The 24,295-nt window shown below is 70.9% G+C and carries 24 protein-coding genes and 1 tRNA gene; 14 read left to right on the forward strand and 11 right to left on the reverse strand.

The features are described from left to right. The first annotated feature begins 174 nt into the window (after positions 1-174). Positions 175-2,262 (forward strand): PTS fructose transporter subunit IIABC, encoded by a 2,088-nt coding sequence (locus tag NQU54_RS34205; protein WP_257634431.1) that lies wholly within the window; start codon positions 175-177, stop codon positions 2,260-2,262. A 7-nt stretch (positions 2,263-2,269) separates the two neighbouring features. Here NQU54_RS34205 and NQU54_RS34210 read toward each other — a convergent pair whose 3' ends face one another. Together NQU54_RS34210 and NQU54_RS34215 are read right to left on the reverse strand one after the other, a co-directional pair. After that, positions 2,270-3,349: an FAD-dependent oxidoreductase gene (locus tag NQU54_RS34210; RefSeq protein WP_257634486.1), complete on the reverse strand. Its 1,080-nt coding sequence runs from the start codon at positions 3,347-3,349 to the stop codon at positions 2,270-2,272. 83 nt (positions 3,350-3,432) lie between these two features. Further along, a complete protein-coding gene (locus NQU54_RS34215; protein WP_257634432.1) occupies positions 3,433-4,575 on the reverse strand; it encodes a P1 family peptidase in 1,143 nt (380 codons plus the stop codon). A gap of 202 nt (positions 4,576-4,777) precedes the next feature. Between NQU54_RS34215 and NQU54_RS34220 the strand changes: the two genes are divergently transcribed. Then, on the forward strand, positions 4,778-5,320 hold the full coding sequence (locus tag NQU54_RS34220; RefSeq protein ID WP_231981320.1) for an AMP-binding protein: 543 nt from the start codon (positions 4,778-4,780) through the stop codon (positions 5,318-5,320). A gap of 3 nt (positions 5,321-5,323) precedes the next feature. Next, positions 5,324-5,512 carry a hypothetical protein gene (locus NQU54_RS34225; RefSeq protein ID WP_069864839.1) on the forward strand — a complete coding sequence of 63 codons (189 nt, stop codon included), beginning with the start codon at positions 5,324-5,326 and terminating at the stop codon, positions 5,510-5,512. 7 nt (positions 5,513-5,519) lie between these two features. Here the strand turns inward: NQU54_RS34225 and mscL are convergent, their stop codons facing one another. The 5 genes from mscL to NQU54_RS34250 form a co-directional block, all read right to left on the reverse strand. Continuing rightward, positions 5,520-5,987, reverse strand: a complete 468-nt coding sequence (gene mscL / locus NQU54_RS34230; RefSeq protein ID WP_167504509.1) for a large conductance mechanosensitive channel protein MscL — start codon at positions 5,985-5,987, stop codon at positions 5,520-5,522. Positions 5,988-6,119: 132 nt separating this feature from the next. Next, a complete protein-coding gene (locus NQU54_RS34235) occupies positions 6,120-6,809 on the reverse strand; it encodes an RcpC/CpaB family pilus assembly protein (RefSeq protein WP_257634433.1) in 690 nt (229 codons plus the stop codon). A gap of 191 nt (positions 6,810-7,000) precedes the next feature. Further along, entirely contained in the window at positions 7,001-7,846 is an 846-nt protein-coding gene (locus tag NQU54_RS34240) for an S-methyl-5'-thioadenosine phosphorylase (RefSeq protein ID WP_102937485.1), read from the reverse strand. Between the two features lie 97 nt (positions 7,847-7,943). Beyond that, a complete protein-coding gene (locus NQU54_RS34245; RefSeq protein ID WP_102937484.1) occupies positions 7,944-8,318 on the reverse strand; it encodes an FmdB family zinc ribbon protein in 375 nt (124 codons plus the stop codon). A gap of 145 nt (positions 8,319-8,463) precedes the next feature. Further along, the gene (locus NQU54_RS34250) at positions 8,464-9,969 is read right to left on the reverse strand and encodes a potassium/proton antiporter (RefSeq protein WP_257634434.1); all 1,506 of its coding nucleotides are present in this window, start codon (positions 9,967-9,969) and stop codon (positions 8,464-8,466) included. A 235-nt stretch (positions 9,970-10,204) separates the two neighbouring features. On the opposite strand from NQU54_RS34250, the gene NQU54_RS34255 reads away from it, so the two are divergent. After that, positions 10,205-12,967 (forward strand): penicillin acylase family protein, encoded by a 2,763-nt coding sequence (locus tag NQU54_RS34255; protein WP_257634435.1) that lies wholly within the window; start codon positions 10,205-10,207, stop codon positions 12,965-12,967. 142 nt (positions 12,968-13,109) lie between these two features. On the opposite strand, the gene NQU54_RS34260 is transcribed toward NQU54_RS34255, so the two are convergent. Continuing rightward, the gene (locus NQU54_RS34260; RefSeq protein WP_372506138.1) at positions 13,110-13,709 is read right to left on the reverse strand and encodes a 5-formyltetrahydrofolate cyclo-ligase; all 600 of its coding nucleotides are present in this window, start codon (positions 13,707-13,709) and stop codon (positions 13,110-13,112) included. An 85-nt stretch (positions 13,710-13,794) separates the two neighbouring features. On the opposite strand from NQU54_RS34260, the gene galU reads away from it, so the two are divergent. The 7 genes from galU (at position 13,795) to NQU54_RS34295 (ending at position 19,282) form a co-directional block, all read left to right on the forward strand. Then, on the forward strand, positions 13,795-14,697 hold the full coding sequence (galU, locus tag NQU54_RS34265) for a UTP--glucose-1-phosphate uridylyltransferase GalU (RefSeq protein WP_079258699.1): 903 nt from the start codon (positions 13,795-13,797) through the stop codon (positions 14,695-14,697). 4 nt (positions 14,698-14,701) lie between these two features. Beyond that, complete coding sequence (gene glp, locus NQU54_RS34270) at positions 14,702-16,021, forward strand: molybdotransferase-like divisome protein Glp (protein WP_257634437.1); 1,320 nt, start codon at positions 14,702-14,704, stop codon at positions 16,019-16,021. A 65-nt stretch (positions 16,022-16,086) separates the two neighbouring features. Then, the gene (gene moaC / locus NQU54_RS34275; RefSeq protein WP_069864824.1) at positions 16,087-16,569 is read left to right on the forward strand and encodes a cyclic pyranopterin monophosphate synthase MoaC; all 483 of its coding nucleotides are present in this window, start codon (positions 16,087-16,089) and stop codon (positions 16,567-16,569) included. Beyond that, the gene (locus NQU54_RS34280; RefSeq protein ID WP_099014669.1) at positions 16,566-17,144 is read left to right on the forward strand and encodes a MogA/MoaB family molybdenum cofactor biosynthesis protein; all 579 of its coding nucleotides are present in this window, start codon (positions 16,566-16,568) and stop codon (positions 17,142-17,144) included. The genes moaC and NQU54_RS34280 overlap by 4 nt, the downstream gene beginning before the upstream one ends. Next, a complete protein-coding gene (locus tag NQU54_RS34285) occupies positions 17,141-17,764 on the forward strand; it encodes a GNAT family N-acetyltransferase (RefSeq protein ID WP_257634487.1) in 624 nt (207 codons plus the stop codon). Before NQU54_RS34280 ends, NQU54_RS34285 begins: the two co-directional genes overlap by 4 nt. Positions 17,765-17,906: 142 nt before the next feature. Next, a complete protein-coding gene (gene sepX / locus NQU54_RS34290) occupies positions 17,907-19,133 on the forward strand; it encodes a divisome protein SepX/GlpR (protein WP_257634438.1) in 1,227 nt (408 codons plus the stop codon). A 75-nt stretch (positions 19,134-19,208) separates the two neighbouring features. Beyond that, positions 19,209-19,282 (forward strand) — tRNA-Ala (locus tag NQU54_RS34295). 52 nt (positions 19,283-19,334) lie between these two features. On the opposite strand, the gene NQU54_RS34300 is transcribed toward NQU54_RS34295, so the two are convergent. Next, on the reverse strand, positions 19,335-19,835 hold the full coding sequence (locus tag NQU54_RS34300; RefSeq protein WP_257634439.1) for a Dps family protein: 501 nt from the start codon (positions 19,833-19,835) through the stop codon (positions 19,335-19,337). Positions 19,836-20,059: 224 nt separating this feature from the next. Between NQU54_RS34300 and NQU54_RS34305 the strand changes: the two genes are divergently transcribed. Beyond that, the gene (locus NQU54_RS34305; protein WP_257634440.1) at positions 20,060-20,419 is read left to right on the forward strand and encodes a hypothetical protein; all 360 of its coding nucleotides are present in this window, start codon (positions 20,060-20,062) and stop codon (positions 20,417-20,419) included. 196 nt (positions 20,420-20,615) lie between these two features. Continuing rightward, complete coding sequence (locus NQU54_RS34310; protein WP_257634441.1) at positions 20,616-21,782, forward strand: trypsin-like serine peptidase; 1,167 nt, start codon at positions 20,616-20,618, stop codon at positions 21,780-21,782. A 69-nt stretch (positions 21,783-21,851) separates the two neighbouring features. Here NQU54_RS34310 and NQU54_RS34315 read toward each other — a convergent pair whose 3' ends face one another. Beyond that, complete coding sequence (locus tag NQU54_RS34315; protein WP_099014673.1) at positions 21,852-22,376, reverse strand: GNAT family N-acetyltransferase; 525 nt, start codon at positions 22,374-22,376, stop codon at positions 21,852-21,854. A gap of 64 nt (positions 22,377-22,440) precedes the next feature. On the opposite strand from NQU54_RS34315, the gene NQU54_RS34320 reads away from it, so the two are divergent. Next, positions 22,441-23,244, forward strand: coding sequence for an exodeoxyribonuclease III (locus NQU54_RS34320; RefSeq protein WP_069865571.1), 804 nt, complete (start codon positions 22,441-22,443; stop codon positions 23,242-23,244). 200 nt (positions 23,245-23,444) lie between these two features. Here NQU54_RS34320 and NQU54_RS34325 read toward each other — a convergent pair whose 3' ends face one another. Continuing rightward, positions 23,445-24,131 carry a MerR family transcriptional regulator gene (locus NQU54_RS34325; RefSeq protein ID WP_257634488.1) on the reverse strand — a complete coding sequence of 229 codons (687 nt, stop codon included), beginning with the start codon at positions 24,129-24,131 and terminating at the stop codon, positions 23,445-23,447. Positions 24,132-24,295 lie beyond the last annotated feature (164 nt).

Raw genomic sequence — 24,295 nt, forward strand, 5'->3', positions numbered from 1 at the left:
CCATGCCGACCCCCGCCGACCTCGACCCGTCCGCCGTGATCACTACGGCGGACATTCCGCTGGACCGTGTGCTCAAGGAGCCCGCGTGACCGGCCGACCCCACTCCCACCCCCCAGTCCCCACTCCACCCGCCCGCTTCCCCAAGGGCGGCACCGCACACAAGGGAGCCGCGAGATGAGTGAGCTGATCACCGCGGATCTGGTCGACCTTGACCTGTCCGCCGACACCAAGGAAGCCGCCGCCAGGTCGCTCGCCGAACGCATGGTCGCGGTCGGTCGGGTCACCGACCTCGATGGCTTTCTCGCCGATGTGGCGGCGCGTGAGCAGCAGATGCCGACCGGCCTGGACGGCGGCATCGGCATACCCCACTGCCGCAGCGCGCATGTCACCGAGCCGACCCTGGCCTTCGGGCGCAGCACGGCCCGGATCGACTTCGGCGCGGCGGACGGCCCGGCCGATCTGATCTTCCTGATCGCCGCCCCTGAGGGCGCGGACAGCGACCATCTGTCGATCCTGTCGAGCCTGGCGCGGCAGTTGATGAACGCCGACTTCACCGATGCGCTGCGCTCGGCCGACCAGCCCGAACAGGTGGCCGCCCTGATCCGCGGCGATGAGCGGAGCGCACCCGCCGCCGAGGACACGGAAGCCGAGGTGCCTGCTGCTGAGTCCGGCACCGCTGAGCCCAGCGCATCCTCCGCTGGTGCTTCCGGCGCCGCCCAGACCGCTCCGGAGCCGGTGGCCCCCTTCCGGATCGTCGCCGTCACCTCCTGCCCGACCGGTATCGCCCACACCTATATGGCGGCCGAGTCGCTGGAGAACGCCGCTCGCGAGGCCGGGATCGAGCTGGTGGTCGAGACCCAGGGCTCGGCCGGATTCGACAAGCTCCCCGCCGCCACCATCGCCGCCGCCGACGCGGTGGTCCTCGCACACGATGTGGAGGTCCGGGAGAAGGCCCGCTTCGCGGGCAAGCCGACGGTGGATGTCGGGGTGAAGGCGGCCATCAACCGTCCCGCCGAACTCATCGCCGAGGCGCGGGCGAAGGCCGCGCGGGGCGAGATCACCGCACCGGCCGGAGGCTCGGCGGACGGCTCGGCGCCGATGGACGCGGACGGTGCCGCCGGTGACGGCTTCGGCACCCGGTTGCGCAAGTGGCTGATGACGGGCGTCAGTTACATGGTGCCGTTCGTCGCCGCGGGCGGTCTGCTGATCGCGCTCGCCTTCGCGATCGGCGGTTACGAGATCGCGAGCGCCAAGTCCGTGGCGGACCACTTCGTCTGGATCGAGACCAGCAGCTGGGCCGCGCTGCTCTTCCAGATCGGCAGTGCCGCGTTCACCTTCCTGGTGCCGGTCCTGGCGGGCTATATCGCCTACGGAATGGCCGACCGGCCCGGTCTGGTCCCCGGTTTCGTGGGCGGCTACATCGCGACCACCATCAAGGCCGGATTCCTCGGCGGACTGGTCGCGGGTCTGATCGCGGGCGCGGTCGTCATGGCCATCCAGCGGTTCAAGGTTCCGCCGGCGCTGCGCGGCATCATGCCGGTGGTGGTGATCCCGCTGATCTCGTCGGCGATCGTCGGCGTCCTGATGTTCGTGGTGATCGGCAAGCCCATCGCGTCCGCGCAGGAGGCGATGACCGACTGGCTCAACGGGCTCTCCGGCGCCAACGCCATCGGGCTCGGCGTCCTCCTCGGCCTGATGATGTGCTTCGACCTGGGCGGCCCGGTCAACAAGGTGGCCTACGCCTTCGCGACCGGTGGTATCGCGGTGTCGGACCCGTCCGCCGGAAGCCTCAAGATCATGGCCGCGGTGATGGCGGCCGGTATGGTCCCGCCGCTGGCGATGGCCCTGGCCACCGTCGTGCGCGGACGGCTGTTCACCAAGACCGAGCGGGAGAACGGCAAGGCCGCCTGGGTGCTGGGTGCCTCCTTCATCAGTGAGGGCGCCATTCCGTTCGCCGCGGCGGATCCGCTGCGGGTGATCCCCTCCTCGATGGTGGGCGGTGCCGTCACCGGTGCGCTGTCGATGGCGTTCGACTGCACACTGCGCGCCCCGCACGGCGGCATCTTCGTGGTCCCGTTGATCGGCCAGCCGTTCCTCTACCTGCTGGCCATCGTGGCGGGCACGGTGGTCTCGGCCGGTCTGGTGATCTTCCTCAAGGGGCTGCGGAAGACGGCGGAACCGGAGGCGAAGGGCCAGGCGGGCGGCGAGGCCGCCACGGGCGGCGCCACCGAGGACGAGTCGAAGGTGGCGGTCGCGGTCTGACCGCATCTCAGCCACCCCCTGTCGGGCCCGGCGGCTTGCCCACTTCCGTGGGCGGGCCGCCGGTCTCCGTGGACAGGCAAGTCCCCTCTGCGGACATGCCGGTCTCTGTGGGCAGGCCGCGCGAGGCGTAGTAGGCACCGAGCGCCGCCTCGCCACCCGACCCCATGGCGGTCGCGATCCGCTGGAAGCGAACCGATCGCAGATCACCGGCGGTGAAGACCCTGGGATGCTGGCTCCCGGGAGGGCAGTACCCGGACCGGTCACGGGCCACGGCCCCGGCCGGGGGCGCCGGAGCGCTGCCCAGGTTGAGGAAGGCGAGATCGGCCGTGAGGGTCCGCCGCTCGCCCTCCACCGTCCGGACCTCGGCGGTGACCGGGGCCGACACGGGCCCCAACTCCAGCAGCCGCACCGCCACCAGCTCCGTCCGAGGGTCCTGCCGGATCTCCTCGGTCTTGTAGGCGTCCTCGGGCGGATACGCCACCACAAAGCGGGTCCTCAGCTCCGGATGAGCCAGCGCCACGGTCCCCAGGGGCCGGTCCGCCCCCAGGACCAGCACGGTCCGGTCGTCGATCGCCGCCGGATCCGCTTCCCACAGCGGCGGCAGCGCCCGGCCCGCCGCACCCCCGAGCCATTCCACGCTCTCGGGATCCAGTGGCCCGACCCCGGTGGCGACGACCACATACGGAGCGGTCAGCCGCGTTCCAGACGCCTGCGCGGACCCCTCCGGCCCCATGGATCCGACCGGCCCCATGCACCCCACCGCCCCCACGGATCCCACCGCCCCCAACGGTCCTACGGGCTGGACCGTGACCTCGACATGGTCGTCGTAGGCGTCGATCCGCGTGGCGCGCCGGCCCAGCTCCACCCGGCATGGATCACACCGCCCCAGATCGGCCTCGATCGCCGCTGCCAGATCCGGGCCGTTGGTGACTCCGAGGACATTGCGCACCGCCGGGATGCGCCGCAGCGCCCCGCACAGGGCGTCGCCCGATTCGATCAGCACCGAGCGCATCCCCGCGCTCGCCGCCATCACGGCGGCGGCGCAGCCCGCCGGGCCACCACCGACGATCAGCAGATCGGTATCCATGTCCATATGAAGCCCCCCTCTCTTCGTCGCTGCGGCCCGCCGCTCTTCCGGCCGGACGCTTCCTTCCTTCCGGCCCCGGCGGATCAGCGGTTGTAAAGATCCCGGTACGCCGGGAAGACACCGCCCGGGCCGTCCACCATCTCCGCCGCGAGCACCGCCTTGACCACCGCCCGGGTCAGCACATCCGCCCCGGCCGCCAGCACCTCGTTCAGCGCACCGCTCTCCCGGTGCACCCCGAACGCCGGATCGCCGGCGTCCTCGGGGCCGCCGTCCGGTATCAGCGGCCGCCCGCTGGTGGCCAGGGCGAAGACCGTGTCGCCGTCGGACAGCAGATGCACCGGCCGGACGGCCCGCGCCAGACCGTCATGTGCCGTACCCGCCAGCTTGTGGGCCTGGGCCCGGGTGAGCACGGCATCGGTGGCGACCACGGCCAGTGTGGTGTTCAGCGGGGGCCGTACCGACGCGGCCTGCCGCCGCTCCGACTCGGCCCGTGCGGCGGTCAGCCGCCGCATCGCCTCCGCATGCTCGGCCACAGTGGGACTGTGGGGCCCGTCCTCGTCCAACGGCTCGTAGTGCTCCCCGTACAGCGCGCCCGTACGGGGATCGACGACCGATCCCGCGGCGTTGACCGCGGCCAGGGCGGCCACCGTGACGCCGGACGGCAGCACCGTGGAGGCCGAACCGATGCCGCCCTTGAGCCCACCGGCCACCGCGCCCGTGCCCGCCCCCACATTGCCCTCAGCGACCGGCGCTCCCGGCCGCGAACCGGCCGCCGCCTCGATCGCCTCGCGCCCCAACGCGGCGTCCGGGCGGGCCCGCCAGTCGCCGCCCCGGCCCAGGTCGAAGAGGGCGGCGGCCGGGACCACCGGAACGACCTGCGCCGGATCGGGGCCGACCCGGAAGCCCCGGCCGTGCTCCTCCAGCCAGGAGGCCACCCCCGAGGCGCTGTCGAGCCCGAACGCGCTGCCGCCGGTCAGCACCACGGCATCGACGCGCTGGACCAGATTGCGCGAATCGAGGGCATCGGTCTCCCGGGTGCCGGGACCACCGCCGCGCACATCGACCGCGGCGACCGCACCGCCCTCAGGGGCCAGCACCACCGTTGTCCCGGTCAGCCGGCCGCCGCCGGATCGCTGGGCATGCCCCACCCGCAGTCCGGGGACATCCGTCAGGCAGTCGGCCGGACCGGTGGGGGCTGATTCGGGGTTTGTCCGCTCGGCGTTCATGGAAGCTATGCGTAGCACGGCAAGCCGTGGCATGGTCGGGTACCGAGGCGCGAACCACCCTCGTATCCGTCCTCCCGCGATCGCCGCCGAAGGGCGCGGGACGGGGTGAGGACCTCTCATATAGAGGGCGTTCATCAGACGTTGATGGCGTGGCAGCACTCTGAGCGGTATGCCGTTCGCCCCCGTCCGAAAGAAGACCGCCGTGCCCCATACCTCTCGGACGGAGGAGCTCCCGACGCCGGCCACCGACACTCGGCGGTCCGCCCGGGTCGCCCTCCGCTGGATCAGCGAGCCGGACCGCACCGAGGAGCTCACCCATGCCGAGCTGCTCGACCAGGCGGCCCGGGCCGCCGCCGCGCTCACCCGGCTCGGCGTCCGCGCCGGGGACCGGGTGGCGGTCCATCTGCCGCTGGTGCCCGAGTCCGTGATAGCCACGCTCGCCTGTGGTCGGCTGGACGTCGTCCGCGCCAGCCTTCCTGTGGGATTGCACCCCCATGAGTTGCGCGACCGGATCAGGGAGGTCGGCGCCAAGGTCGTCATCACCGCGGACGCCGGGCAGCACCGCGGGGAGCTCCAGCCGCTCAAGCGCCATGTCGACCGGGCACTGAGCGGCTGCCCGGAGGTGCGGTCCGTGCTGGTGGTCCACCGGCTCGCCTGCCCGGTGTCCTGGAAGCCCGGGCGTGACCTGTGGTGGCATGACGAGCTCGGCCGATACACCGAGCCGCTGCCCGGGCCGTACTCTTGAGGCATGAACACCGCCCCTGCCCCTGGACCGCGCGATCCGGCCGCCGCGCTGATCTTCGACGATCCGCTGGCGCAGCGGTCATCGGACGATACGGACCACGGGTGGGGTGAGCGGATTCCCGGCGGCGACAGCGCCGGCGATGCCGCTGATCTGGCCCGGTTCCTCGACGAGAAGCCGCCCCACCACCTCTGACGGGTCCCTAGGCGCTGGAGCCGCTGCCACCACCGTTGTGGACGGCGGCGCGCTGTGCCACCAGCTCGTCGCGGATCTCGCGCAGCAGAACGATCTCCTCGGCGTCCGCGACGGCCTGCTCCTCCTCCGCCTGCGCCTCCTTGGCGGCCTTCCGCGCCAGATAGCGCGACATCGGCAGCACCATCAGGAAGTACACCACCGAGGCCGTGATCAGGAACGTCAGCACGGCGGAGAGCACGCTTCCCCAGAGGATCGGGATGCCGTGGACCACATCGCCCGTGGCGTTGGTCTCGCAGGGCGCCTTCAGACAGGAGCGGTACTTCTCGAGGTCCTTCGTGCCGAAAGCTCCGACTATGGGGTTGATAAAGCCCTTCACTATCGAGTTCACGACGGAGGTGAAGGCGGCTCCGATGACGACCGCGACAGCGAGGTCGATCACATTGCCGCGCATCAGGAAGGCTTTGAACCCTTCCATGACGCTCTTCTTCTCCTCGGCCACCTTCTCTTGGCTCACCCCACTGCCTCTCTTTCGCCGCGTCGGTGCGGGAGCGGACGGTTTCGCAACCTACACCCGCAGGTGAGCGGGGCATCAGGGGAGTCGGGGGAGTCAGCGACGGCATAGCGTCACCGCCAATCGGGAACCGGCCGCGGCCCCGGCCAGCGCGGTGGCGTCCGCTCGCGGCACCGTCAGCACCACCAGCGCCCCGCCGCCGCTCGCCCCTCCGTACGGCACGCCGCCGTCGTCCACGGTCCCGTCACCGCTCGGATCCGCGTCCGCACCGGCCTCCGGTGCACCGCCCTCGGCTGCGCCGCCCGTCGCGCGGCCGCTCCGCGAGCCGGGCACCTCGGTCACCCGGACCCCATGCGCGACCACCCGCGCCGCGGCGCCGGACGGCCGGGCCTCTGCGGCGTCCGGAAGCGGTGTGGCCAGCACATCCACCCGGTCGCCGGGGTGCAGCAGCCGCACCGCGGCCGCGTCTGCGATCCGGACCGGCGCCGACACCATGGCGGGGCGCGGGCCGCCCCGCCGTTCCTCGCCCGCGGGGGCGGGCGCTCGCGAGGACACCGCGTCCGTATGCCCACGGCCGGACGGTGCCGCGGCCGCGAGTGCGGCGGCCGTCAGCGCCAGCCCGGCCGCCATCGCTCGGCGCCGCCGCCGCACGGCCCGCCGCAGCCCGAACTCACGGGCGCGCCCGGTGCGCACCGGATCGAAGCACGGCACCGCACGGGCCGGGGGAGCGGAGCGGGGCAACGCGAGGGAGCGGGGCAACGCGAGGTTGGGGGACGGATGGGACATGGCACATCACCGCCTGCCGTGAGGGTCCGGGTGCTTCGGGCCCCCTCACCATGTCCGCCCCCGCCCGATCCCGCTCGGGCCTGTGGACGGTCACCGGGCTGTGGACAACTCGGTCACCCGGGCGAGCGATACGCGCCCCGAGGCGAGTTCGGACCCGCCCCCGCGATGACCTCGGCACCTCACCCCCGCGCCTACGGAAGCTCTATCCCCAGGTCCCAGCCGTCGTGGGCATGGGTGCACAGGCAGTCCCGAGTGGAGCTCTCCGGCAGCTTGCCCACCGCGTCGAAGAGCACCTCGCGCAGTCGGCCCACGTTCTCCCCGAAGACCTTCAGCACTTCGGTGTGGGTGACGCCCTCGCCGGTCTCCACGCCCGCGTCCAGGTCGGTGACCAGCGTCAACGACGTGTAGCAGAGCCCCAGTTCACGTGCGAGCACCGCCTCCGGGTGGCCCGTCATGCCGACCACCGACCAGCCCTGCGCCGCATGCCAGCGTGATTCGGCCCGGGTGGAGAAGCGCGGCCCCTCGATCACGCACATCGTCCCGCCGTCCACCGGCTCCCAGTCGCGTCCGCGCGCCGCCTCCACGGCCGCCTTCCGGCCCACCGGGCAGTACGGGTCCGCGAAGGTGGTGTGCACCACATTCGGAATCCGGCCGTCCGGCAGCGGCTCGCCGTCGAAGTAGGTCTGCGTGCGCGCCTTGGTGCGGTCGACCAGCTGGTCCGGGATGAGTAGCGTCCCAGGTCCGTACTCCGGCTGTAGTCCGCCCACGGCGCACGGGCCGAAGACCTGCCGTACCCCGAGCGAGCGCAGGGCCCAGAGGTTGGCGCGGTAGTTGATGCGGTGCGGTGGCAGATGGTGCTTGCGGCCGTGCCGCGGGAGGAAGGCGACCCGGCGCCCCTCGATGTCGCCGAGGACAAGCGAGTCGCTCGGCGCCCCATAGGGAGTCTCCACGGTGATCTCGGTCACGTCGTCGAGGAACGTGTAGAACCCCGATCCCCCGATGACCCCTATGTCTGCTTGCCTGCTGGTCTCGACCATGCGATCACCCTAGCCACCCGCGTCTGCGCGAAGACACCCCGCCGCCTCCCGGTGGAGGTGGCGGGGTGTCGATGAAACCGGAGGCCAGGCGGCCGGATCAGGCGGCCGAGCTCGATGTCGATGTCGTCGAGGACGACGTCGACGACGAAGAAGACGAAGACGTCGAGGAGGAGGACGAGGAAGAGGAGTCCGATGACGAGGACGAATCCGATGACGAGGACGAAGAGGACGACGAGCTGGAGCTGTCGCTCTTCGCGGCCGACTTGCCGGAACCGCCGCTCGTGCTGCTGGAGGAGGAGCGGCTGTCGTTCCGGTAGAAACCGGAGCCCTTGAAGACGATGCCGACCGCCGAGTACACCTTCTTCAGGCGTCCCTGGCAGTTGGGGCACTCGGTGAGCGCGTCGTCGGTGAACTTCTGCACCGCCTCGAGGCCCTCGCCGCACTCGGTGCACTGGTACTGGTAGGTCGGCACGTTCTTCCTCCTGGCACTCTCACTCGATGAGTGCTAACGACGCTCCATAGTGCAGTATTCCCGCGCGTCAGTCCACTGGGGCGGGGCATGGGGTGATCGAATCCACCGCCCCGGGCGGGCTCCCAGGCTCCCCGTTCAGCCCCCGTCAGCTCGCTCCCGTGCCGAGCCAGCCGGCCAGCTTGCCGCCCCGGCCCACCGACCGCAGCCGCCGTTCCGCCGCGTCGCGCACCGGGTCCGTGGCCACCACCAGCAGCTCGTCGCCGCGCCGCAGCATGGTCGAAGGCAGTGGTACGAAGCTGGTGCCGTCCCGGACCACCAGGGTGACCGCGGCTCCTGTGGGCAGCCGCAGCTCGCCCACCTCGACGCCGTGCATCTTGGACGCCTGGGGGATCGACACCGACAGCAGATGGCCGCGCAGTCGCTCCAGCGGCGCCGACTCGATGCCCAGGTCGGCCGGCTCGGGCTCCTCGAGCCGTAGCCGGGTGGCGAGCCAGGGCAGTGTCGGCCCCTGGACCAGGGTGTAGACGATCACCAGTACGAAGACGATGTTGAAGATCCGGCGGCTGTCGGGCACGTTGCTGACCATCGGGATCGTGGCCAGCACGATCGGCACCGCCCCGCGCAGCCCGGCCCAGGACAGCAGCGCCTTCTCCCGCCAGGGCAGCCGGAACGGCGCCGTGCTGAGCAGGACCGACACCGGCCGGGCCACCACGGTGAGCACCAGCCCGACCGCGAGGGCGGGCAGCACATCATCGCCCAGCTCATGCGGGGTGACCAGCAGTCCCAGCAGGACGAACATCCCGATCTGGGCGAGCCAGCCCAGCCCCTCGGCGAAGCCGCGGGTCGCCGGCCAGTGCGGCAGCCGTGCGTTGCCCAGGAGGAGCGAGGCGAGGTAGACGGCGAGGAAGCCGGACCCGTGCGCCAGCGAACCGCCCGCATAGGCGATGACGGCGATGGCGACCACCGCGATCGGGTACAGACCGGAGGCGGGCAGTGCCACATGCCGCAGGCCGAAGGCGCCCAGCCAGCCGATCGCGAGACCGACCACCGCGCCGATCGCCAGCTCCAGGGCGATTTCGCCGATCAGGGTGTACCAGGAATCCATGCGGCCCTGGCCGGAGAAGGCGACCACCAGGATCACCACGGGGGCGTCGTTGAAGCCGGACTCGGCCTCCAGGACGCCCGTGAGCCGCTTGGGCAGCGGCACCGTGCGCAGCACCGAGAAGACCGCCGCCGCGTCCGTGGAGGACACCACCGCGCCGATGATCAGCGCCTGCCGCCAGTCCAGTCCCACCACATAGTGCCCCGCGGCAGCGGTGACCCCTACGCTCACCGCGACACCCACGGTGGACAGTACGGCGGCCGTTGGCAGGGCAGGTTTGATCTCGCCCCACTTCGTGCCCAGACCGCCCTCGGCCAGGATCACGACCAGTGCGGTGTAGCCGAGGATCTGTGTGAGCTCGGCGTCGTTGAAGGTGACGCCGATCCCGTCCGTGCCGATGGCGACGCCGATGCCGAGATAGATCAGCAGTGTGGGCAGCCCGCTGCGTGTGGAGATCCTTACGGCCGCCACGCCGACGAGCAGGACGAGCGCGCAGATCAACAGCAATTCATTGAGGTGGTGAACAGTCAGGGGCCGACCCTTTCTCACGGGAGCGGAGGGAACGCTGAGAAAGGGTCCCCTCCGACCGGAACTTCATTGCCTTATCTAACATTTTACGGGATCTTGACGCGAGCCTCCGCCGAGAGGTCTTCGCCGAGGTGTACAAGCCCGGCCGATGGCCGGTGCGCGGCGTCCAGTCATGACTCCGCGTAGGGGCGGCGACAGCGCTGCGCCTATGGTTGCTCCAGCACTCCAGGTTCACCCTGCCCCTCGAAGGACAGCGATGCCCGCCAACACAACCGGCTCTTCTCCCAAAAAGAAGAAGAGCCGACGTCTCCGCCTGATCGTGATCGCAGTCGTGCTGCTGCTCGTCGGGGGCGTCGGCTACGGCGCGTACTGGAGCATCAGTACAGTCCGTGCCTCATTCCCGGAGACCACGGGATCGCTTCAGCTCAAGGGGCTGTCAAGCCCCGTGCAGGTCAAGCGGGACGGCTATGGGATACCCCAGATCTACGCCGGCACCCCCGAGGACCTCTTCCGCGCCCAGGGGTTCGTCCAGGCCCAGGACCGCTTCTGGGAGATGGACGTCCGCCGCCATATGACGGCCGGCCGTCTCTCGGAGATGTTCGGTTCCGGCCAGGTGGAGACCGACGCGTTCCTGCGCACCATGGGCTGGCACCGGGTGGCCAAGCAGGAGTACGACACCAAGCTGTCGGCCACCACCAAGAAGTATCTGCGGGCCTACTCCGACGGCGTCAACGCCTACCTCGAGGACCACCAAGGGGACGCGCTGTCCGTCGAGTACGCGGCCCTGGACTTCAAGAACGACAGCTACAAGCCGGAGAAGTGGACCCCGGTCGACTCGGTGGCCTGGCTCAAGGCGATGGCCTGGGACCTGCGTGGCAACATGCAGGACGAGGTGGATCGCGCCCTGGCCTCCAACAGGCTCAGCGCCAAGCAGATAGACGAGCTCTACCCGTCGTACCCGTACAGCCGGAACAAGCCGATCGTGCAGGACGGCGCCGTCAACGAGGCCACGGACGAGTTCGACCCCAAGGCGACCCCGGCCGCCTCCACGGACGGCACGGGAGGCACGGTGGGCGGAGGGGCCACCGGCGCCGCGCAGGGGCTTCAGACGCAGCTGTCCTCGCTCTCCAAGACCCTGGACGACGTTCCGGCGCTGCTCGGCCCGAACGGGACCGGCATCGGCTCCAACTCGTGGGTCGTCTCCGGCAAGTACACGACCACCGGCAAGCCGCTGCTCGCCAACGACCCGCACCTGGCGCCCCAGCTGCCGTCCGTCTGGTACCAGATGGGGCTGCACTGCAAGCAGGTCTCCAGCGCCTGTCCGTACGACACGGCGGGCTTCACCTTCTCCGGTATGCCCGGCGTGGTCATAGGCCACAATCAGAACATCAGCTGGGGCATGACCAACCTCGGTGCCGACGTCAGCGACCTGTACCTGGAGAAGGTCACCGCCGAGGGCTACCTCTACGACGGCAAGCAGGTGCCGTTCACCACCCGTGAGGAGACCATCAAGGTCGCGGGTGGCAAGAGCCGTACGATCACCGTCCGCACCACCAACAACGGCCCGATCATCTCCGACCGCGACGACGAGCTAGCCTCCGTCGGCAAGAGCGCTCCGGTGGGCAGCGGCGCCGACGATGTGGCCCCCGACCGCGGCGACGGCTACGCGGTGGCGCTGAAGTGGACCGCGCTCACCCCGTCCGACACCATGGACGCGGTCTTCGGGCTGAACACCGCCAAGAACTTCAGTGACTTCCGTAAGGCGGCCCGCGACTTCGCGGTGCCCTCCCAGAACCTCATCTACGCCGACACCCAGGGCAACATCGGCTACCAGGCGCCCGGCCAGATCCCGGTGCGCTCCAAGGGGGACGGCCGCTACCCGGCGCCCGGCTGGGACTCGCGCTACAAGTGGAGCAAGTACATTCCGCAGTCGGCGCTGCCCTGGGAGCTCAACCCCGATCGCGGCTTCATCGTCACCGCCAACCAGGCCGTCATAGACGAGAAGAGCTACCCGTATCCGCTGACCGACGACTGGGGGTACGGCGCGCGGAGTCAGCGCATCACCGACCTCATCGAGTCGAAGATCAAGGACGGCGGGAAGATCTCCACGGACGATATGCAGTCCCTGCAAATGGACAACAGCAGCGAGATCGCCAAGCTGCTGACGCCCTATCTGCTGAAGATCGACATCAAGGACGACTACGTACGCCAGGCGCAGAAGCTGCTGGAGAGCTGGGACTACACCCAGGACTCGGACTCGGCGGCCGCCGCGTACTTCAACGCCGTCTGGCGCAACACCCTCAAGCTGGCCTTCGGCGACAAGCTCCCCAAGGAGCTGCGGGTCAAGGGGGAGTGCCTGCGGGTGCGCCCGGCCGACGACTCGGGTCCGCTGGAGGACCTGAACGGCAACACCCGGCTGGTGCGCGAATGCGGTAAGCGCGACCCCGACATGGCGCAGCCCGACGGCGGCGACCGCTGGTACGAGGTCGTGCGCAACATCATCAAGGATCCGAAGAACAATTGGTGGAAGACGGAGGGCACCCGCAACAAGCCCGGCGCCACCAACCGTGACGAGCTGCTCGCGCAGGCCATGCGGGCCGCGCGCTCCGAGCTCACCGCCAAGCTGGGCAAGGACATCAACAGCTGGAGCTGGGGCCGGCTGCACCGGCTGAACCTGAAGAACCAGACCCTGGGCACCGACGGCCCCGGCGTGGTCCAGTGGCTCCTCAACCGGGGCCCGTGGAACCTCTCCGGCGGCGAGGCGGCGGTCAACGCGACCGGATGGAACGCGGCGGGCGGTTACGACGTCACCTGGGTCCCCTCGATGCGGATGGTCGTCAACCTCGACAACCTCGACAAGTCGCGCTGGATCAACCTCACCGGCGCGTCCGGCCACGCCTACAACGCGCACTACACGGACCAGACCGAGAAGTGGGCGAAGGGCGAGCTGCTGCCCTGGGCGTTCAGCAAGGGCGCCGTGGACAAGTCGACGGACGACGAGCTGGCGCTCACCCCGTAGCGATCCGTAGCGATCCATGGAGCACCCGGGGCCCCGCACGGGCCCCGAAGGGCCCGGTGGCCGTCTGAGGGGCGTTTGTGCCCCCGGCCGCTCCCGGGCCCGCCGACCCTCGCGGCCCCGCCGAGAGACGCCTCCGGGCGCCTCAGCGGGGCCGTGGCGTGAAGCGGTGGACGCCCGACGGCGTCACCGCCGCGTGCACCGGACGGTCGTGGCCCTCCTCGGGCACCTCGTCCAGCAGCTCACCGTCGTACAGCAGCACCACCAGCGCCGGATCGGCTCCCGCGGCCGCCAGCCGGGCCAGCACCCGGTCGTACGAGCCGCCGCCGCGGCCCAGCCGCATCCCGCGCCGGTCCACCGCGAGCCCGGGCAGCAGCACCACGTCCGCCCGGGTGACCGCCTCGGGGCCGAGCCGCGGCCCCCCGGGCTCCAGCAGGCCGCGCCGTGCGGGTGCCAGCCGGCCGGGCCCCTCGTCCTCGCCCCAGTCGAGATCGTCGTCCTCGAGCAGCACCGGAAGCAGCACCCGGGCCCCGCGGGCGCGCAGGGCCTCCCTCAGGGCGTGCGTACCGGGCTCGCTCCCCACGGACACATAGGCCGCGACCGTGGCCGCACCGGCGATCTCGGGCAGTTCCAGGGCGCGACACGCCAGGGCGGCGCCGGCCTTCTCGATGTCATCCGCCGTCAACCTGGACCTCACCGTCAGGTGACGTCTCCGCAATGCGCGCTTACTAGCGTCGGTGTTGATCACTGGGTGGGCAATCTCCTTGTCTCATGCCATATTCACCGAATACTCATCATTTGCCCCAAAGGCACCGGATAAGGTTCGGTGCATGACTCAATCGCGTACTCGGATCAGCAAGGCTGTCATCCCTGCCGCGGGCCTCGGAACCCGCTTTCTTCCGGCCACCAAGGCCACCCCCAAGGAGATGCTGCCGGTCGTCGACAAGCCGGCGATCCAGTACGTCGTCGAGGAAGCCGTCACCGCCGGTCTGTCCGACGTCCTCATGATCACCGGTCGTAACAAGCGGCCCCTGGAAGACCACTTCGACCGCAACTACGAGCTCGAAGAGGCACTGACCCGCAAGGGCGACGAGACCCGACTCGCCCGCGTCCAGGAGTCCAGCGACCTGGCGACCATGCACTACGTCCGGCAGGGAGACCCCAAGGGTCTCGGCCACGCCGTGCTCTGTGCCGCCCCGCACGTTGGTGACCAGCCCTTTGCCGTCCTCCTCGGCGACGACCTCATCGATGCCCGCGACCCGCTTCTGGCCCGCATGGTCGACGTCCAGGAGCAGCACAGCGGCAGCGTCATCGCCCTGATGGAGGTGGACCCTTCACAGATCCACCTCTACGGCTGCGCGGCGGTCAAGCCGACCGTGGACGACGACGTCGTCCAGGTGACCGGCCTGGTCGAGAAGCCCGACCGCGCCGACGCGCCCAGCAACTACGCCGTCATCGGCCGCTATGTGCTCGACCCGGCCGTCTTCGGGGTGCTGCGCAGGACCGAGCCCGGCCGCGGTGGCGAGATCCAGCTCACCGACGCCCTCCAGGCGCTAGCCTCCAGCCCGGACCTCGGCGGCCCTGTGCACGGCGTCGTCTTCAAGGGGCGCCGCTACGACACAGGCGACCGTGGCGACTATCTGCGTGCCATTGTCAGACTCGCGTGCGAACGTGAAGATCTGGGCCCGGAGTTCCGGGAATGGCTTCGCAGTTACGTCACCGAGGAGATGTAGCACCTTGAGCAGCACCGCAGAACGGGCCGCCGATCGCGGTCCGGACCAGGACCGGGTCTGGACGGTGGCCGAGCACCTCGACGACATCCTCGGGCACGTCCACCCGCTGGAGCCCATCGAGCTGCAATTGCTCGACGCCCAGGGCTGTGTCCTGGTCGAGGATGTCACCGTCCCCGGCGCGCTTCCGCCGTTCGACAACAGCTCCATGGACGGCTATGCCGTCCGTACGGCTGACGTCGCGGCCGCGACCGAGGACCATCCCGCGGTGCTGACCGTCGTCGGCGACATCGCGGCGGGCAGTGGTGACCTGCCCGCCGTGGGCCCCGGGGAGGCGGCCCGGATCATGACCGGCGCCCCGATCCCGCCCGGCGGCCAGGCCGTCGTCCCCGTCGAGTGGACCGACGGCGGCCTCGACAGCGGGCCGGTCACGCATATGCCCGCCCGTGGCTCGGACCCCCATGGCGGAAGCGGCAGGGTGCGCGTCTTCCGCCCGGCGAAGGACGCCCAGCATGTGCGCGCCCGGGGCAGCGACGCGGACGCGGGCGAGCTCGCGCTGCGCGCCGGCACGGTCCTGGGCGCCCCGCAGATCGGGCTGCTGGCCGCGCTCGGCCGCGCCACCGTGAAGGTGCGGCCCCGGCCCCGGGTGGTCGTGCTCTCCACCGGCAGCGAGCTGGTCCAGCCCGGCGAGGACGTGGGCCCCGGCCGGATCCACGACTCCAACAGCTTCCAGCTCACCGCCGCCGCCCGGGAGGCCGGCGCGATCGCCTACCGGGTGGGCGCGGTGGCCGACGACGCCGAGACGCTGCGCGCCGCCGTCGAGGACCAACTGGTCCGCGCCGATGTCGTCGTCACCAGCGGCGGGGTCAGCGTGGGTGCCTACGACGTGGTCAAGGAGGCGATGCACGAGGTCCACTTCCGCAAGCTGGCCATGCAGCCCGGCAAGCCCCAGGGCTTCGGCCGCGTCGGCCCGGAGAACACCCCGCTGCTCGCCCTGCCGGGCAACCCGGTGAGTTCGTACGTCTCCTTCGAGCTCTTCGTGCGGCCCGTCATCCGCACCATGCTGGGCAGCGCCGACATCCACCGCACCATCGTGCCGGCGGTCTGCCCCGAGGGCGTCGCCTCCTCGCCCAAGGACCGGCGCCAGTTCCTGCGCGGCTGGTACGAGCCGGCCACGATCGACGGGCCGGCCACCGTCAGCCCGGTGGGCGGCACGGGATCGCACCTGATCAAGGCCATGGCGCACTCCAACGCGCTGATCGTCGTCCCCGAGAACGTCACCGAGGTCGCCCCAGGCGGCGAGGTGGACGTCGTCCTGCTGGCCTAGCCGCCATTCGCGGCGGGTACGGTGTCGTCCCACACAGGAGCCACCTGGCCCGGACCGGGAGAACGATGAGCAGCGCCCAGGACCATCTCACCCACCTCGACCCGTCGGGCGCCGCCCGCATGGTCGACGTCTCGGCCAAGGACGTCACCGCGCGCACCGCCCGCGCGAGCGGCCGCGTACGGGTCGCGCCGCGCGTCGTGGAACTGCTGCGCGGCGAGGGCGTCCCCAAGGGCGACGCCCTCGCCACCGCCCGTATCGCGGGCATCATGGGCGCCAAGCGGACCCCGGATCTGATCCCGCTGTGTCATCCGCTCGCGGTGTCGGGCGTCACGGTGGACCTCGAGGTCGCCGATGACGCCGTCGAGATCACCGCCACCGTGAAGACCACGGACCGCACGGGCGTGGAGATGGAGGCCCTGACGGCGGTCTCGGTCGCCGCCCTGACGGTGATCGACATGGTCAAGGCCGTCGACAAGGGAGCCGTCATCACCGACGTCCGGGTGGAGGAGAAAACCGGCGGCAAGTCCGGCGACTGGAGCCGGGCATGAGCGGCTCAGCGGCGCCGCGCCGCCGCGCCCTGGTCGTCACCGCCTCCAACCGGGCCGCCGCCGGGGTCTACGCCGACACCGGGGGCCCGCTGATCGCCGAGGGGCTGGCGGGCCTCGGCTTCGCCGTGGACGGCCCGCGCGTGGTGCCCGACGGCGATCCGGTGGAGGCCGCCCTGCGGGACGCCGTGGCGGCCTCGTACGACGTCGTGGTGACCACCGGCGGCACCGGGCTCACCCCCACCGACCGCACCCCGGAGGCCACCCGGCGCGTCCTGGACCGCGAGATCCCCGGGATCGCGGAGGCCATCCGCGCCGAGGGGCTCGCCAAGGTGCCCACCGCCGCGCTCTCCAGGGGGCTCGCCGGAGTCGCCGGCACCACCCTGGTGGTCAATCTGCCCGGCTCCACCGGAGGGGTGCGTGACGGCCTCAAGGTGCTCGGCCGCCTCCTGGAGCACGCGGTCGACCAGATCCACGGCGGGGACCACCGCAGGCCCGCTGAATCCACCCAGCCCGCTGACCCTGCTGATCCCGCTGACCCCGCCGATCCCGCGGGATCGGCCGGGAGCCCGCGCTGAACGCCCCCTGGCCGGTCGTGCTGGCGGACGGCGACACCGTCCTCCGCCCCATAAAGCTGCGTGACCAGCGCGCCTGGCGCGAGATCAACCAGCGCAACCGGGAGTGGCTCCGGCGCTGGGAGGCGACCATCCCGCCGCCCACGCCGGGCGGCCCCGTCACCCATCGGCCCACCTACCGGCAGATGGTCCGCCACCTGCGGGCCGAGGCGCACGCGGGCCGGATGCTGCCGTTCATCATCGAGTACCAGGGGCGCCTGGCCGGGCAGTTGACGGTCGCCGGGATCACCTGGGGGTCGATGTGCTCGGGCCACATCGGCTACTGGGTCGACCAGGCGGTGGCCGGGCGCGGGGTGATGCCGACCTCGGTCGCGCTCGCCGTCGACCACTGCTTCCGCACCGTCGGACTACACCGCATCGAGGTGTGCATCCGGCCCGAGAACCTGCCCAGCCGCCGGGTGGTGGAGAAACTCGGATTCCGCCAGGAGGGACTGCGTCCGCGCTATCTCCACATCGACGGCGCATGGCGCGACCACCTGGTCTACGCGCTCACGGTGGAGGAACTGTCCGAGGGGCTGCTCGACCGGTGGCACCGGACCCGACCAGGCGCATCGCAGAAATAAAATACCTGTTCGAATTACGGGAGAACATTTCCAACCTGGTCATCCCAACAATCACAAAAAACTTTCGAGATATCAGCCAGATCGTGCGACACACCGCGCCAATTGGCAGATGGCCTCATGCGGACCCCTCTACCGTGTGAGCGTGAGCAGCAGTGGCCTCATCTACGCAGTCATCGTCGGGGCCTGGGCCGCCTATTTGGTGCCGATGTGGCTTCGTAGGCAGGACGAGCTCAATGAGGCCCGTCCGACGGAACGCTTCAGCACCGCCATCCGGCTGCTGTCCGGACGGGCGGGCATGGAGCGCCGTTACGCCAAGAGCCGTGTGGACCTCGAGCGCCCCGGGGACCCGGCGGACGACCCCGCGGAGCGCGCCGAGGACGCGGACGCCCCCGCCGCGGCGGGCGCCTCCGCCGAGCCGGGGCGTTACGTGGCCGACCCGGAAGCGGTGACCGACGCGGTCGACGTCCGGGCCTTCGCCGACCCCGTAACCCTGCGCGCCCCCGCTCCGGCGGCCGGCGACGCCCCTGCCGAGGCCGTGTCGGCACCGGCGGCCGGGGGCGCGACCGGCGCCCGGGGCACGGGCGGCACGGCCGGTGCGCGCGGCCAGGGTGGCTCGGCCGCCGCGCGCGGCGCGGGCGGCGGAGGCTGGAGCGCGCTGGACCGTGGACGGCGCGCGCGAGTGCTCGCGCGCCGCCGCCGCACCACCGTGATGCTCTTCCTCGGCTTCACCCTCGGCGCGATCGTCGCCGCCGTCGGCGGCCTCGCCTTCCTGTGGGCCCCGGGCATCCCGGCCATACTGCTCAGCGCCTATATCGCCTATCTGCGCGCCCAGGAACGCCGCCGCTTCGCGTTCACCATGGACCAGCGCCACGCCGAGCAGGCCGCGCAGCGGCTGCGTGAGCGCCGTCGGCGGACCCATCCGCCCGCCGACTGCCCCTCCGACGACGACGGCCCCGTGGACCCTCCCGCCCCCGCCGAGGCCGAGCCCGCCCCGGTACCGGCCCCCTCCCGGCACGCGGCCGGGCGCCGCGCCCTGGTCGAGCAGACCGATCACGCCGAGTGGGTGGACCAGGAGCGTGAGCGTGAGCGGGGCCCGGCCGCCGGGGAGGGCTGGGAGCCGGTGCCCGTCCCGCTGCCCACCTACGTCACCGCCCCGGTCGCCCCGCGCGCCACCGGCAGCGTCGACCTGGCGGCCCCCGACGCCTGGAGCTCCGCCCGCTCCAGCACCGTCGACTCCGCCTCCGCCCAGAACCCCACCCCGGCCCCGGACCCGGTCGCCACCCCGCCCCGCGGCGCCCGCGATCGCGGCCGCACCCCCCTCTTCGACCAGTACGCCGACGAGGACCGGCCACGTGCTGCCAACGAGTGACGCCCCCTTCACTGACCAGCGAGGAACGGATTACCAAGCACCCGGGAGGGGATGCTAGAGTTTCACTCGTTGCAAGGGCCTGTGGCGCAGACTGGTAGCGCACCTCGTTCGCATCGAGGGGGTCAGGGGTTCAAATCCCCTCAGGTCCACCGCAGCTCAAAGCCCCCGCCGGGGATATTCGGCGGGGGCTTTTTGGTGGCGTCAGGCGGTTCGGTTTTCCGCGCTGACCATCCAGGCGTGCTTTTCCAGGGAGTCGATGATCGCGTGCAGCAGGTCGGCCGTGGAGGGGTCCTCGTTGTCGATCCGGTCGTGGTGGGTGCGCAGGGTGTCGACGGTGGCGCGCAGGCGTGTGGTGACGAGATCGACGACGTTGCTCACGCTCACCTCTCCCTCCGGGAAACCGGGGAGCGTGGTGGTCGCCGCCACCGTGTCGGAGCGGCCGTCCGGGCAGGTCGCGAGCGCGCGCATGCGTTCGGCGATGGTGTCGGCCGACTCCCGGGCGTCATCGACGATCTGATCGAGTTGAAGGTGCAGGTCCCGGAAGTTGTGGCCGACCACGTTCCAGTGGGCCTGCTTCCCTTGGAGATGGAGTTCGACGAGATCCACCACGATCTGCTGCAACGACTGGGTGAACTGCGGCGAGGCCGTGAATCCGGTGATACCGCTCTCCGGACGTCGGGAACCTCCGGGAGAAGAGGCCATGGGGTGTCTCCTTCGAAAGCGCCGCACAGCAGACCCCTGGCACAGGAGGCCCGTGTTCCTATGCGATCAAGCCTCAGGGAGGTCTCCGACCGCCGCCACCGCGCCTGGGCCGGTTGGGTGGACGGCCGGGCGCGGGGCGGATCGGGGCGGGTGAGCACCGGTACCCAGGGGGAATGAGTACTCGGCGCGATTCGCCCACGCCCCGCGCGCGGTTGGGTGGAACGGTGAACGAGACAGCTTCCACCGGAACGGGCGCCGCCGAGGCGTCCGGCGCCGCGCATGACCAAAGACTCCGCATGGCGGCCAAGGTCGGCCTCGCGCTGTTGGTGCCCACGGCCGTCGTCAGCGTCGTCCTGTCCCTGATGACGGAACGTGCCGCCGACTGCGTCATGTACGGCAACCGCTGCTCCTCCATTCCGGGCCCTATGATCTTCGGGGTGTTTCTCGTGTCGGCGGCGCTGGGCGTCTTCGCCGTCGGCTGCCCCCGGGAGCGGCTGCCGTTCACCTCGGCGCGTTCGTGGGCGGTGAAGCTGCAAGGCGTCGCCCAGGTGGCGATGGCGATGCTGCTGCTGGTCTCTCCCTGAGCGTTCGGGAGGCGCGATGTCATGGAATCGTGCTGACCGCGTTGGTGTTTGGTGCGAGCCGTGAGACCGGTGATGGCGCAGGCCAGGGGCAGAGGCATAGTAGGTGCCCTGTTCCGTGGCTCCATGGCGGGAAACCGCCGTAGGCCATAGTGCGTCACAGCACAACAACTGCACCACAACAGGGGGATAAGGCTCCATGCCACTCATACGCCGTTCCACTGTGGGCGCCGCGGCGATGACCGCGCTGCTGGTGGTCTCCGCTTCGGCCTGCGGGCCCGGTGACGACGAGGCGGCTTCCTCGTCGAGCTCCTCGGCCGCGTCCGTCGGTCAGCAGGCCAAGGACGGGATCCAGTTGCCCGAAGGCGTCCCGACGAGTCTGGACGACCTGAAGAAGTGGAAGGAGGGCGGCTGGAAGGACTGGGACAAGTGGGCCCGCAAGGCGTCGGAATTCGCCAATCCGATCATCAAGAACTTCTGGCAGCCGTCCAGGATGGCCAAGGCGAAGGACTCGTCGAAGACCGTCTCCACACAGAGCACCGGCCAGAACCAGGCGGCCACCGACCCCGAGCCGCCCGCCGTGCCGGCCAAGCAGGTCTCGCGGCCGTACCACCAGAACATGGCGCCTGTCGGGAAGGTGTTCTTCGACAGCCCCGAGGGGCCGATGGTGTGCTCCGGCACGGTTGTCGACGATCCGGCCCACCCGGGGAAGTCCAACCTGGTGTGGACCGCGGGCCACTGTGTGCACTCCGGCAAGCAGGGCGGCTGGATGCGCAACATCGTGTTCGTGCCCTCGTACAACGACAACGGGCTGGCGGCCGAGCAGACCCAGACGGCGGCCCAGAACGAGGTGAGCCCCTACGGCGTGTGGTGGGCGGACTGGTCGCAGACCTCGTCCGAGTGGATCGCCAATGGCGGTAAGACCGGCGGGCTGGGGTCGGCCTACGACTTCGCGGTGCTGCATGTGAAGCCCGAGAACGGCAGTGGCAAGTCGCTTCAGGAGACGGTCGGGGCCTCGGTGCCGGTGTGGTTCGGGGCGCCGTCGGCGGACCGGGTGAGCTCGATCGGTGCCTACGGCTATCCGCAGGCCCCGCCCTATGACGGGGCGAAGATGTTCAACTGCACCAGCAGGCCGGGCCGGCTGTCGTTCTCGCCCACCTCGCCGACGATGTACCGGATCGGCTGCTCGATGACCGGCGGGACCTCGGGCGGCGGCTGGTTCGTCAACCACGACGGCAAGACGGTGCTGGTATCCAACAGTTCGATCGGCTCGTACGGACACACCTGGCTCGCCGGTCCGCATCTGGGGTCCGAGGCCAAGGGCGTGTTCGAGGCCATCAGCGAGAAGTTCGCCGGTCAGGGCTGACCCCGCGCGAACGCCCTCGGGCGCACGGTAGACGAAGGGGCCCGCTCCTCATCCGGGGCGGGTCCCTCGTCATGGCCGCCTTACGGTCGCGTCCACCGCGTCCGTTCCGTCCGTCGCCTCCGTAAGGAGCTTGGCGTAGCAGCGGCTGCTCTCCTCGAAGCGGTAGAGTCCGAACTTCGTCACCGGTGCATAGCCGGACGAGGTGTAGAGCCCGATGGCCTCGGGCTGCTCGGTGCCGGTCTCCAGGACCATCCGCACCCGCCCCGCCTCCCGCGCGCTGTCCTCCAGCGCCGCGAGGATGTGCCGGGCCAGCCCACGCCCGCGGGCCGCGCGCACCACGAACATCCGCTTGATCTCGGCGTCCCCGTCCTCGTAGCCCTCATCGCTCCGCTCCTGGCTGCGCCAGCCGCCGCTCGCGACCGGGGTGCCGTCCGTGTCGTAGACGACGAGGTAGAGGCCGTGCGGCGGGTCGAAGTGGGTCGCGTCCATGGGCGTCAGATCGCCCTCGCCGTAGCGCTCGGCGTACTCGACCTGTACTTCGCCGTCGAGTTTGCGGGCGTCGGGGTGGTCGTAACGGACGGTTCGAATGTTCATGCGATGGATCGTACTTCTATGCAGTGCGCGTGGCGCGTGGTTTTTGTCGCGTATCGTGCCGGGGGTGCTCACCGTGACGACCGTGAATGTAAACGGGCTGCGCGCCGCCGCCAAAAAGGGCTTTGTCTCCTGGTTGGACGGTACCGCGGCCGATGTGGTGTGCCTCCAGGAGGTACGCGCCGAGCCCAAGGAGCTGCCCGAGGCGGTTCGCGAACCCCATGGCTGGCATGTGGTGCACGCCCCCGCGGCGGCCAAGGGCCGGGCCGGGGTGTCGGTGTACGCCCGGCGCGAGCTTGAGGGCGTCCGGGTCGGCTTCGGGTCGTCCGAGTTCGACGGCAGCGGCCGCTATGTGGAGGTCGATCTGCCCGGCGTGACCGTGGGCAGCCTGTACCTCCCCTCGGGCGAGGTCGGCACGGACCGCCAGGACGAGAAGGAGCGCTTCATGGCGGAGTTCCTTCCGTATCTGAAGGAGCTGCGCGAGCGGGCGGCGGCCGGTGGGCGCGAGGCGCTGGTGTGTGGTGACTGGAACATCGCCCACCAGGAGGCCGACCTCAAGAACTGGAAGGCCAACCAGAAGAAGTCCGGGTTCCTGCCGGACGAGCGGGCCTGGCTGACCAGAGTCTTCGAGGAGGCGGCGTACGTGGACGTGGTGCGCGGTCTGCACCCGGACGTCGCCGGTCCGTACTCGTGGTGGTCCTACCGCGGCCGGGCCTTTGACAACGACGCAGGCTGGCGCATCGACTACCAGGTCGCCACCCCCGGGCTCGCCGGACGCGCGGTCAAGGCGGTCGTGGAGCGGGCGGCCGCCTACGACCAACGGTGGAGCGACCACGCCCCGGTGACGGTGGTCTACGGCCCGGCTCGCTGACGTTCGCGGGGCAGTCGGTCCGCTGACGTTCGCGGGGCAGCCGGTCCCGCACGCTCGCTGACGTTCGCGGGGTCGTCGGTCCCGCGCGCTCACCGGCCTTCGCGCGCTCGCTGACGCGTACGGGGCAACCGGCCCCGCGCGTTCCTGTCGCGTACGGCGCAACCCGCCCCACGCGTTCGCTGACGCTCACTCGGCCGGGTTCACCGACTCCGCGGCGCGTCGCCCAGATCCGCCCGCATCCGGCGGTTCATGGCCATCGTCAGCTCGGCGTCCACCACGCTCGTGGCCAGTGGCCGCAGCCGCTCCACGGTCTCTCCGATGTCCTCGCCGCGCTCCTGGGCGTCCGCCAGCACATGGGTGCGCAGCAGTGTGACGAAGGTCTCGGCGATCGCGTCCACATGCTCACGCACCTCGCGCGCCGCCGCGAGCACGGCGGCCAGCGGGACGCCCTGCTCGACCAGGGTGTGTGAGACATCCAGCAGGCGGCGGCTGAGGTGGACGATCTCGTCGCCGTCGACGGCCAGATAGCCGAGGTCGAGGGAGGTGATGAGGTTCTCCGGGGTGACCTCTCCCTCGAAGTAGTCCGCGAGCACCTCGGGGGCGAGCCGGACCGGGGTCTCCGCGGGCCAGGAGGCGGCCGCGCCCGGCATGCCGAGCAGCTCGCCCACGTCCCGGCGGCCGCTTTCGAAGGCGGTGAGCAACTCGGCGATGCCGCCGAGGGTGTGACCGCGCTCCAGCAGCGCCGCGATCGTCCGCAGCCGAGCCAGATGGTGGTCGTTGTACCAGGCGATCCGGCCCTCGCGGCGCGGCGCTGGGAGCAGCTTGCGCTCCCGGTAGAAGCGCAGGGTGCGCACGGTGATCCCGGCCTTCTCGGCCAGTTCCGCCATGCGGTACTCGCGTACCTCGTCCGCTTCGCTCTTCGCCACAGGGGAAGCCTATGCCGAAGCCAAGGCCGCGGCCGGTCGGGTGCGACCGGCGGTAACTTCGTTATCCACAGCCCCTACCGCTCGGTAGATCCCTGTCCTACGCTTCCCATCGTGCCAGTGATTGC

This window comes from Streptomyces malaysiensis subsp. samsunensis, assembly GCF_024519315.1.
Classification (GTDB): Bacteria; Actinomycetota; Actinomycetes; order Streptomycetales; family Streptomycetaceae; genus Streptomyces; species Streptomyces malaysiensis.

What these genes read in the sequence shown, in the direction of transcription:
- NQU54_RS34210 (WP_257634486.1), bottom strand. Translation starts at nt 3,349, where the DNA reads ATGGATACCGATCTGCTGATCGTCGGTGGTGGCCCGGCGGGCTGCGCC.
- NQU54_RS34235 (WP_257634433.1), bottom strand. Translation starts at nt 6,809, where the DNA reads ATGTCCCATCCGTCCCCCAACCTCGCGTTGCCCCGCTCCCTCGCGTTG.
- mscL (WP_167504509.1), bottom strand. Translation starts at nt 5,987, where the DNA reads ATGGAAGGGTTCAAAGCCTTCCTGATGCGCGGCAATGTGATCGACCTC.
- NQU54_RS34205 (WP_257634431.1), top strand. Translation starts at nt 175, where the DNA reads ATGAGTGAGCTGATCACCGCGGATCTGGTCGACCTTGACCTGTCCGCC.
- NQU54_RS34240 (WP_102937485.1), bottom strand. Translation starts at nt 7,846, where the DNA reads ATGGTCGAGACCAGCAGGCAAGCAGACATAGGGGTCATCGGGGGATCG.
- NQU54_RS34225 (WP_069864839.1), top strand. Translation starts at nt 5,324, where the DNA reads ATGAACACCGCCCCTGCCCCTGGACCGCGCGATCCGGCCGCCGCGCTG.
- NQU54_RS34310 (WP_257634441.1), top strand. Translation starts at nt 20,616, where the DNA reads ATGCCACTCATACGCCGTTCCACTGTGGGCGCCGCGGCGATGACCGCG.
- NQU54_RS34280 (WP_099014669.1), top strand. Translation starts at nt 16,566, where the DNA reads ATGAGCGGCTCAGCGGCGCCGCGCCGCCGCGCCCTGGTCGTCACCGCC.
- galU (WP_079258699.1), top strand. Translation starts at nt 13,795, where the DNA reads ATGACTCAATCGCGTACTCGGATCAGCAAGGCTGTCATCCCTGCCGCG.
- NQU54_RS34315 (WP_099014673.1), bottom strand. Translation starts at nt 22,376, where the DNA reads ATGAACATTCGAACCGTCCGTTACGACCACCCCGACGCCCGCAAACTC.
- NQU54_RS34215 (WP_257634432.1), bottom strand. Translation starts at nt 4,575, where the DNA reads ATGAACGCCGAGCGGACAAACCCCGAATCAGCCCCCACCGGTCCGGCC.
- NQU54_RS34255 (WP_257634435.1), top strand. Translation starts at nt 10,205, where the DNA reads ATGCCCGCCAACACAACCGGCTCTTCTCCCAAAAAGAAGAAGAGCCGA.
- NQU54_RS34300 (WP_257634439.1), bottom strand. Translation starts at nt 19,835, where the DNA reads ATGGCCTCTTCTCCCGGAGGTTCCCGACGTCCGGAGAGCGGTATCACC.
- NQU54_RS34325 (WP_257634488.1), bottom strand. Translation starts at nt 24,131, where the DNA reads ATGGCGGAACTGGCCGAGAAGGCCGGGATCACCGTGCGCACCCTGCGC.
- moaC (WP_069864824.1), top strand. Translation starts at nt 16,087, where the DNA reads ATGAGCAGCGCCCAGGACCATCTCACCCACCTCGACCCGTCGGGCGCC.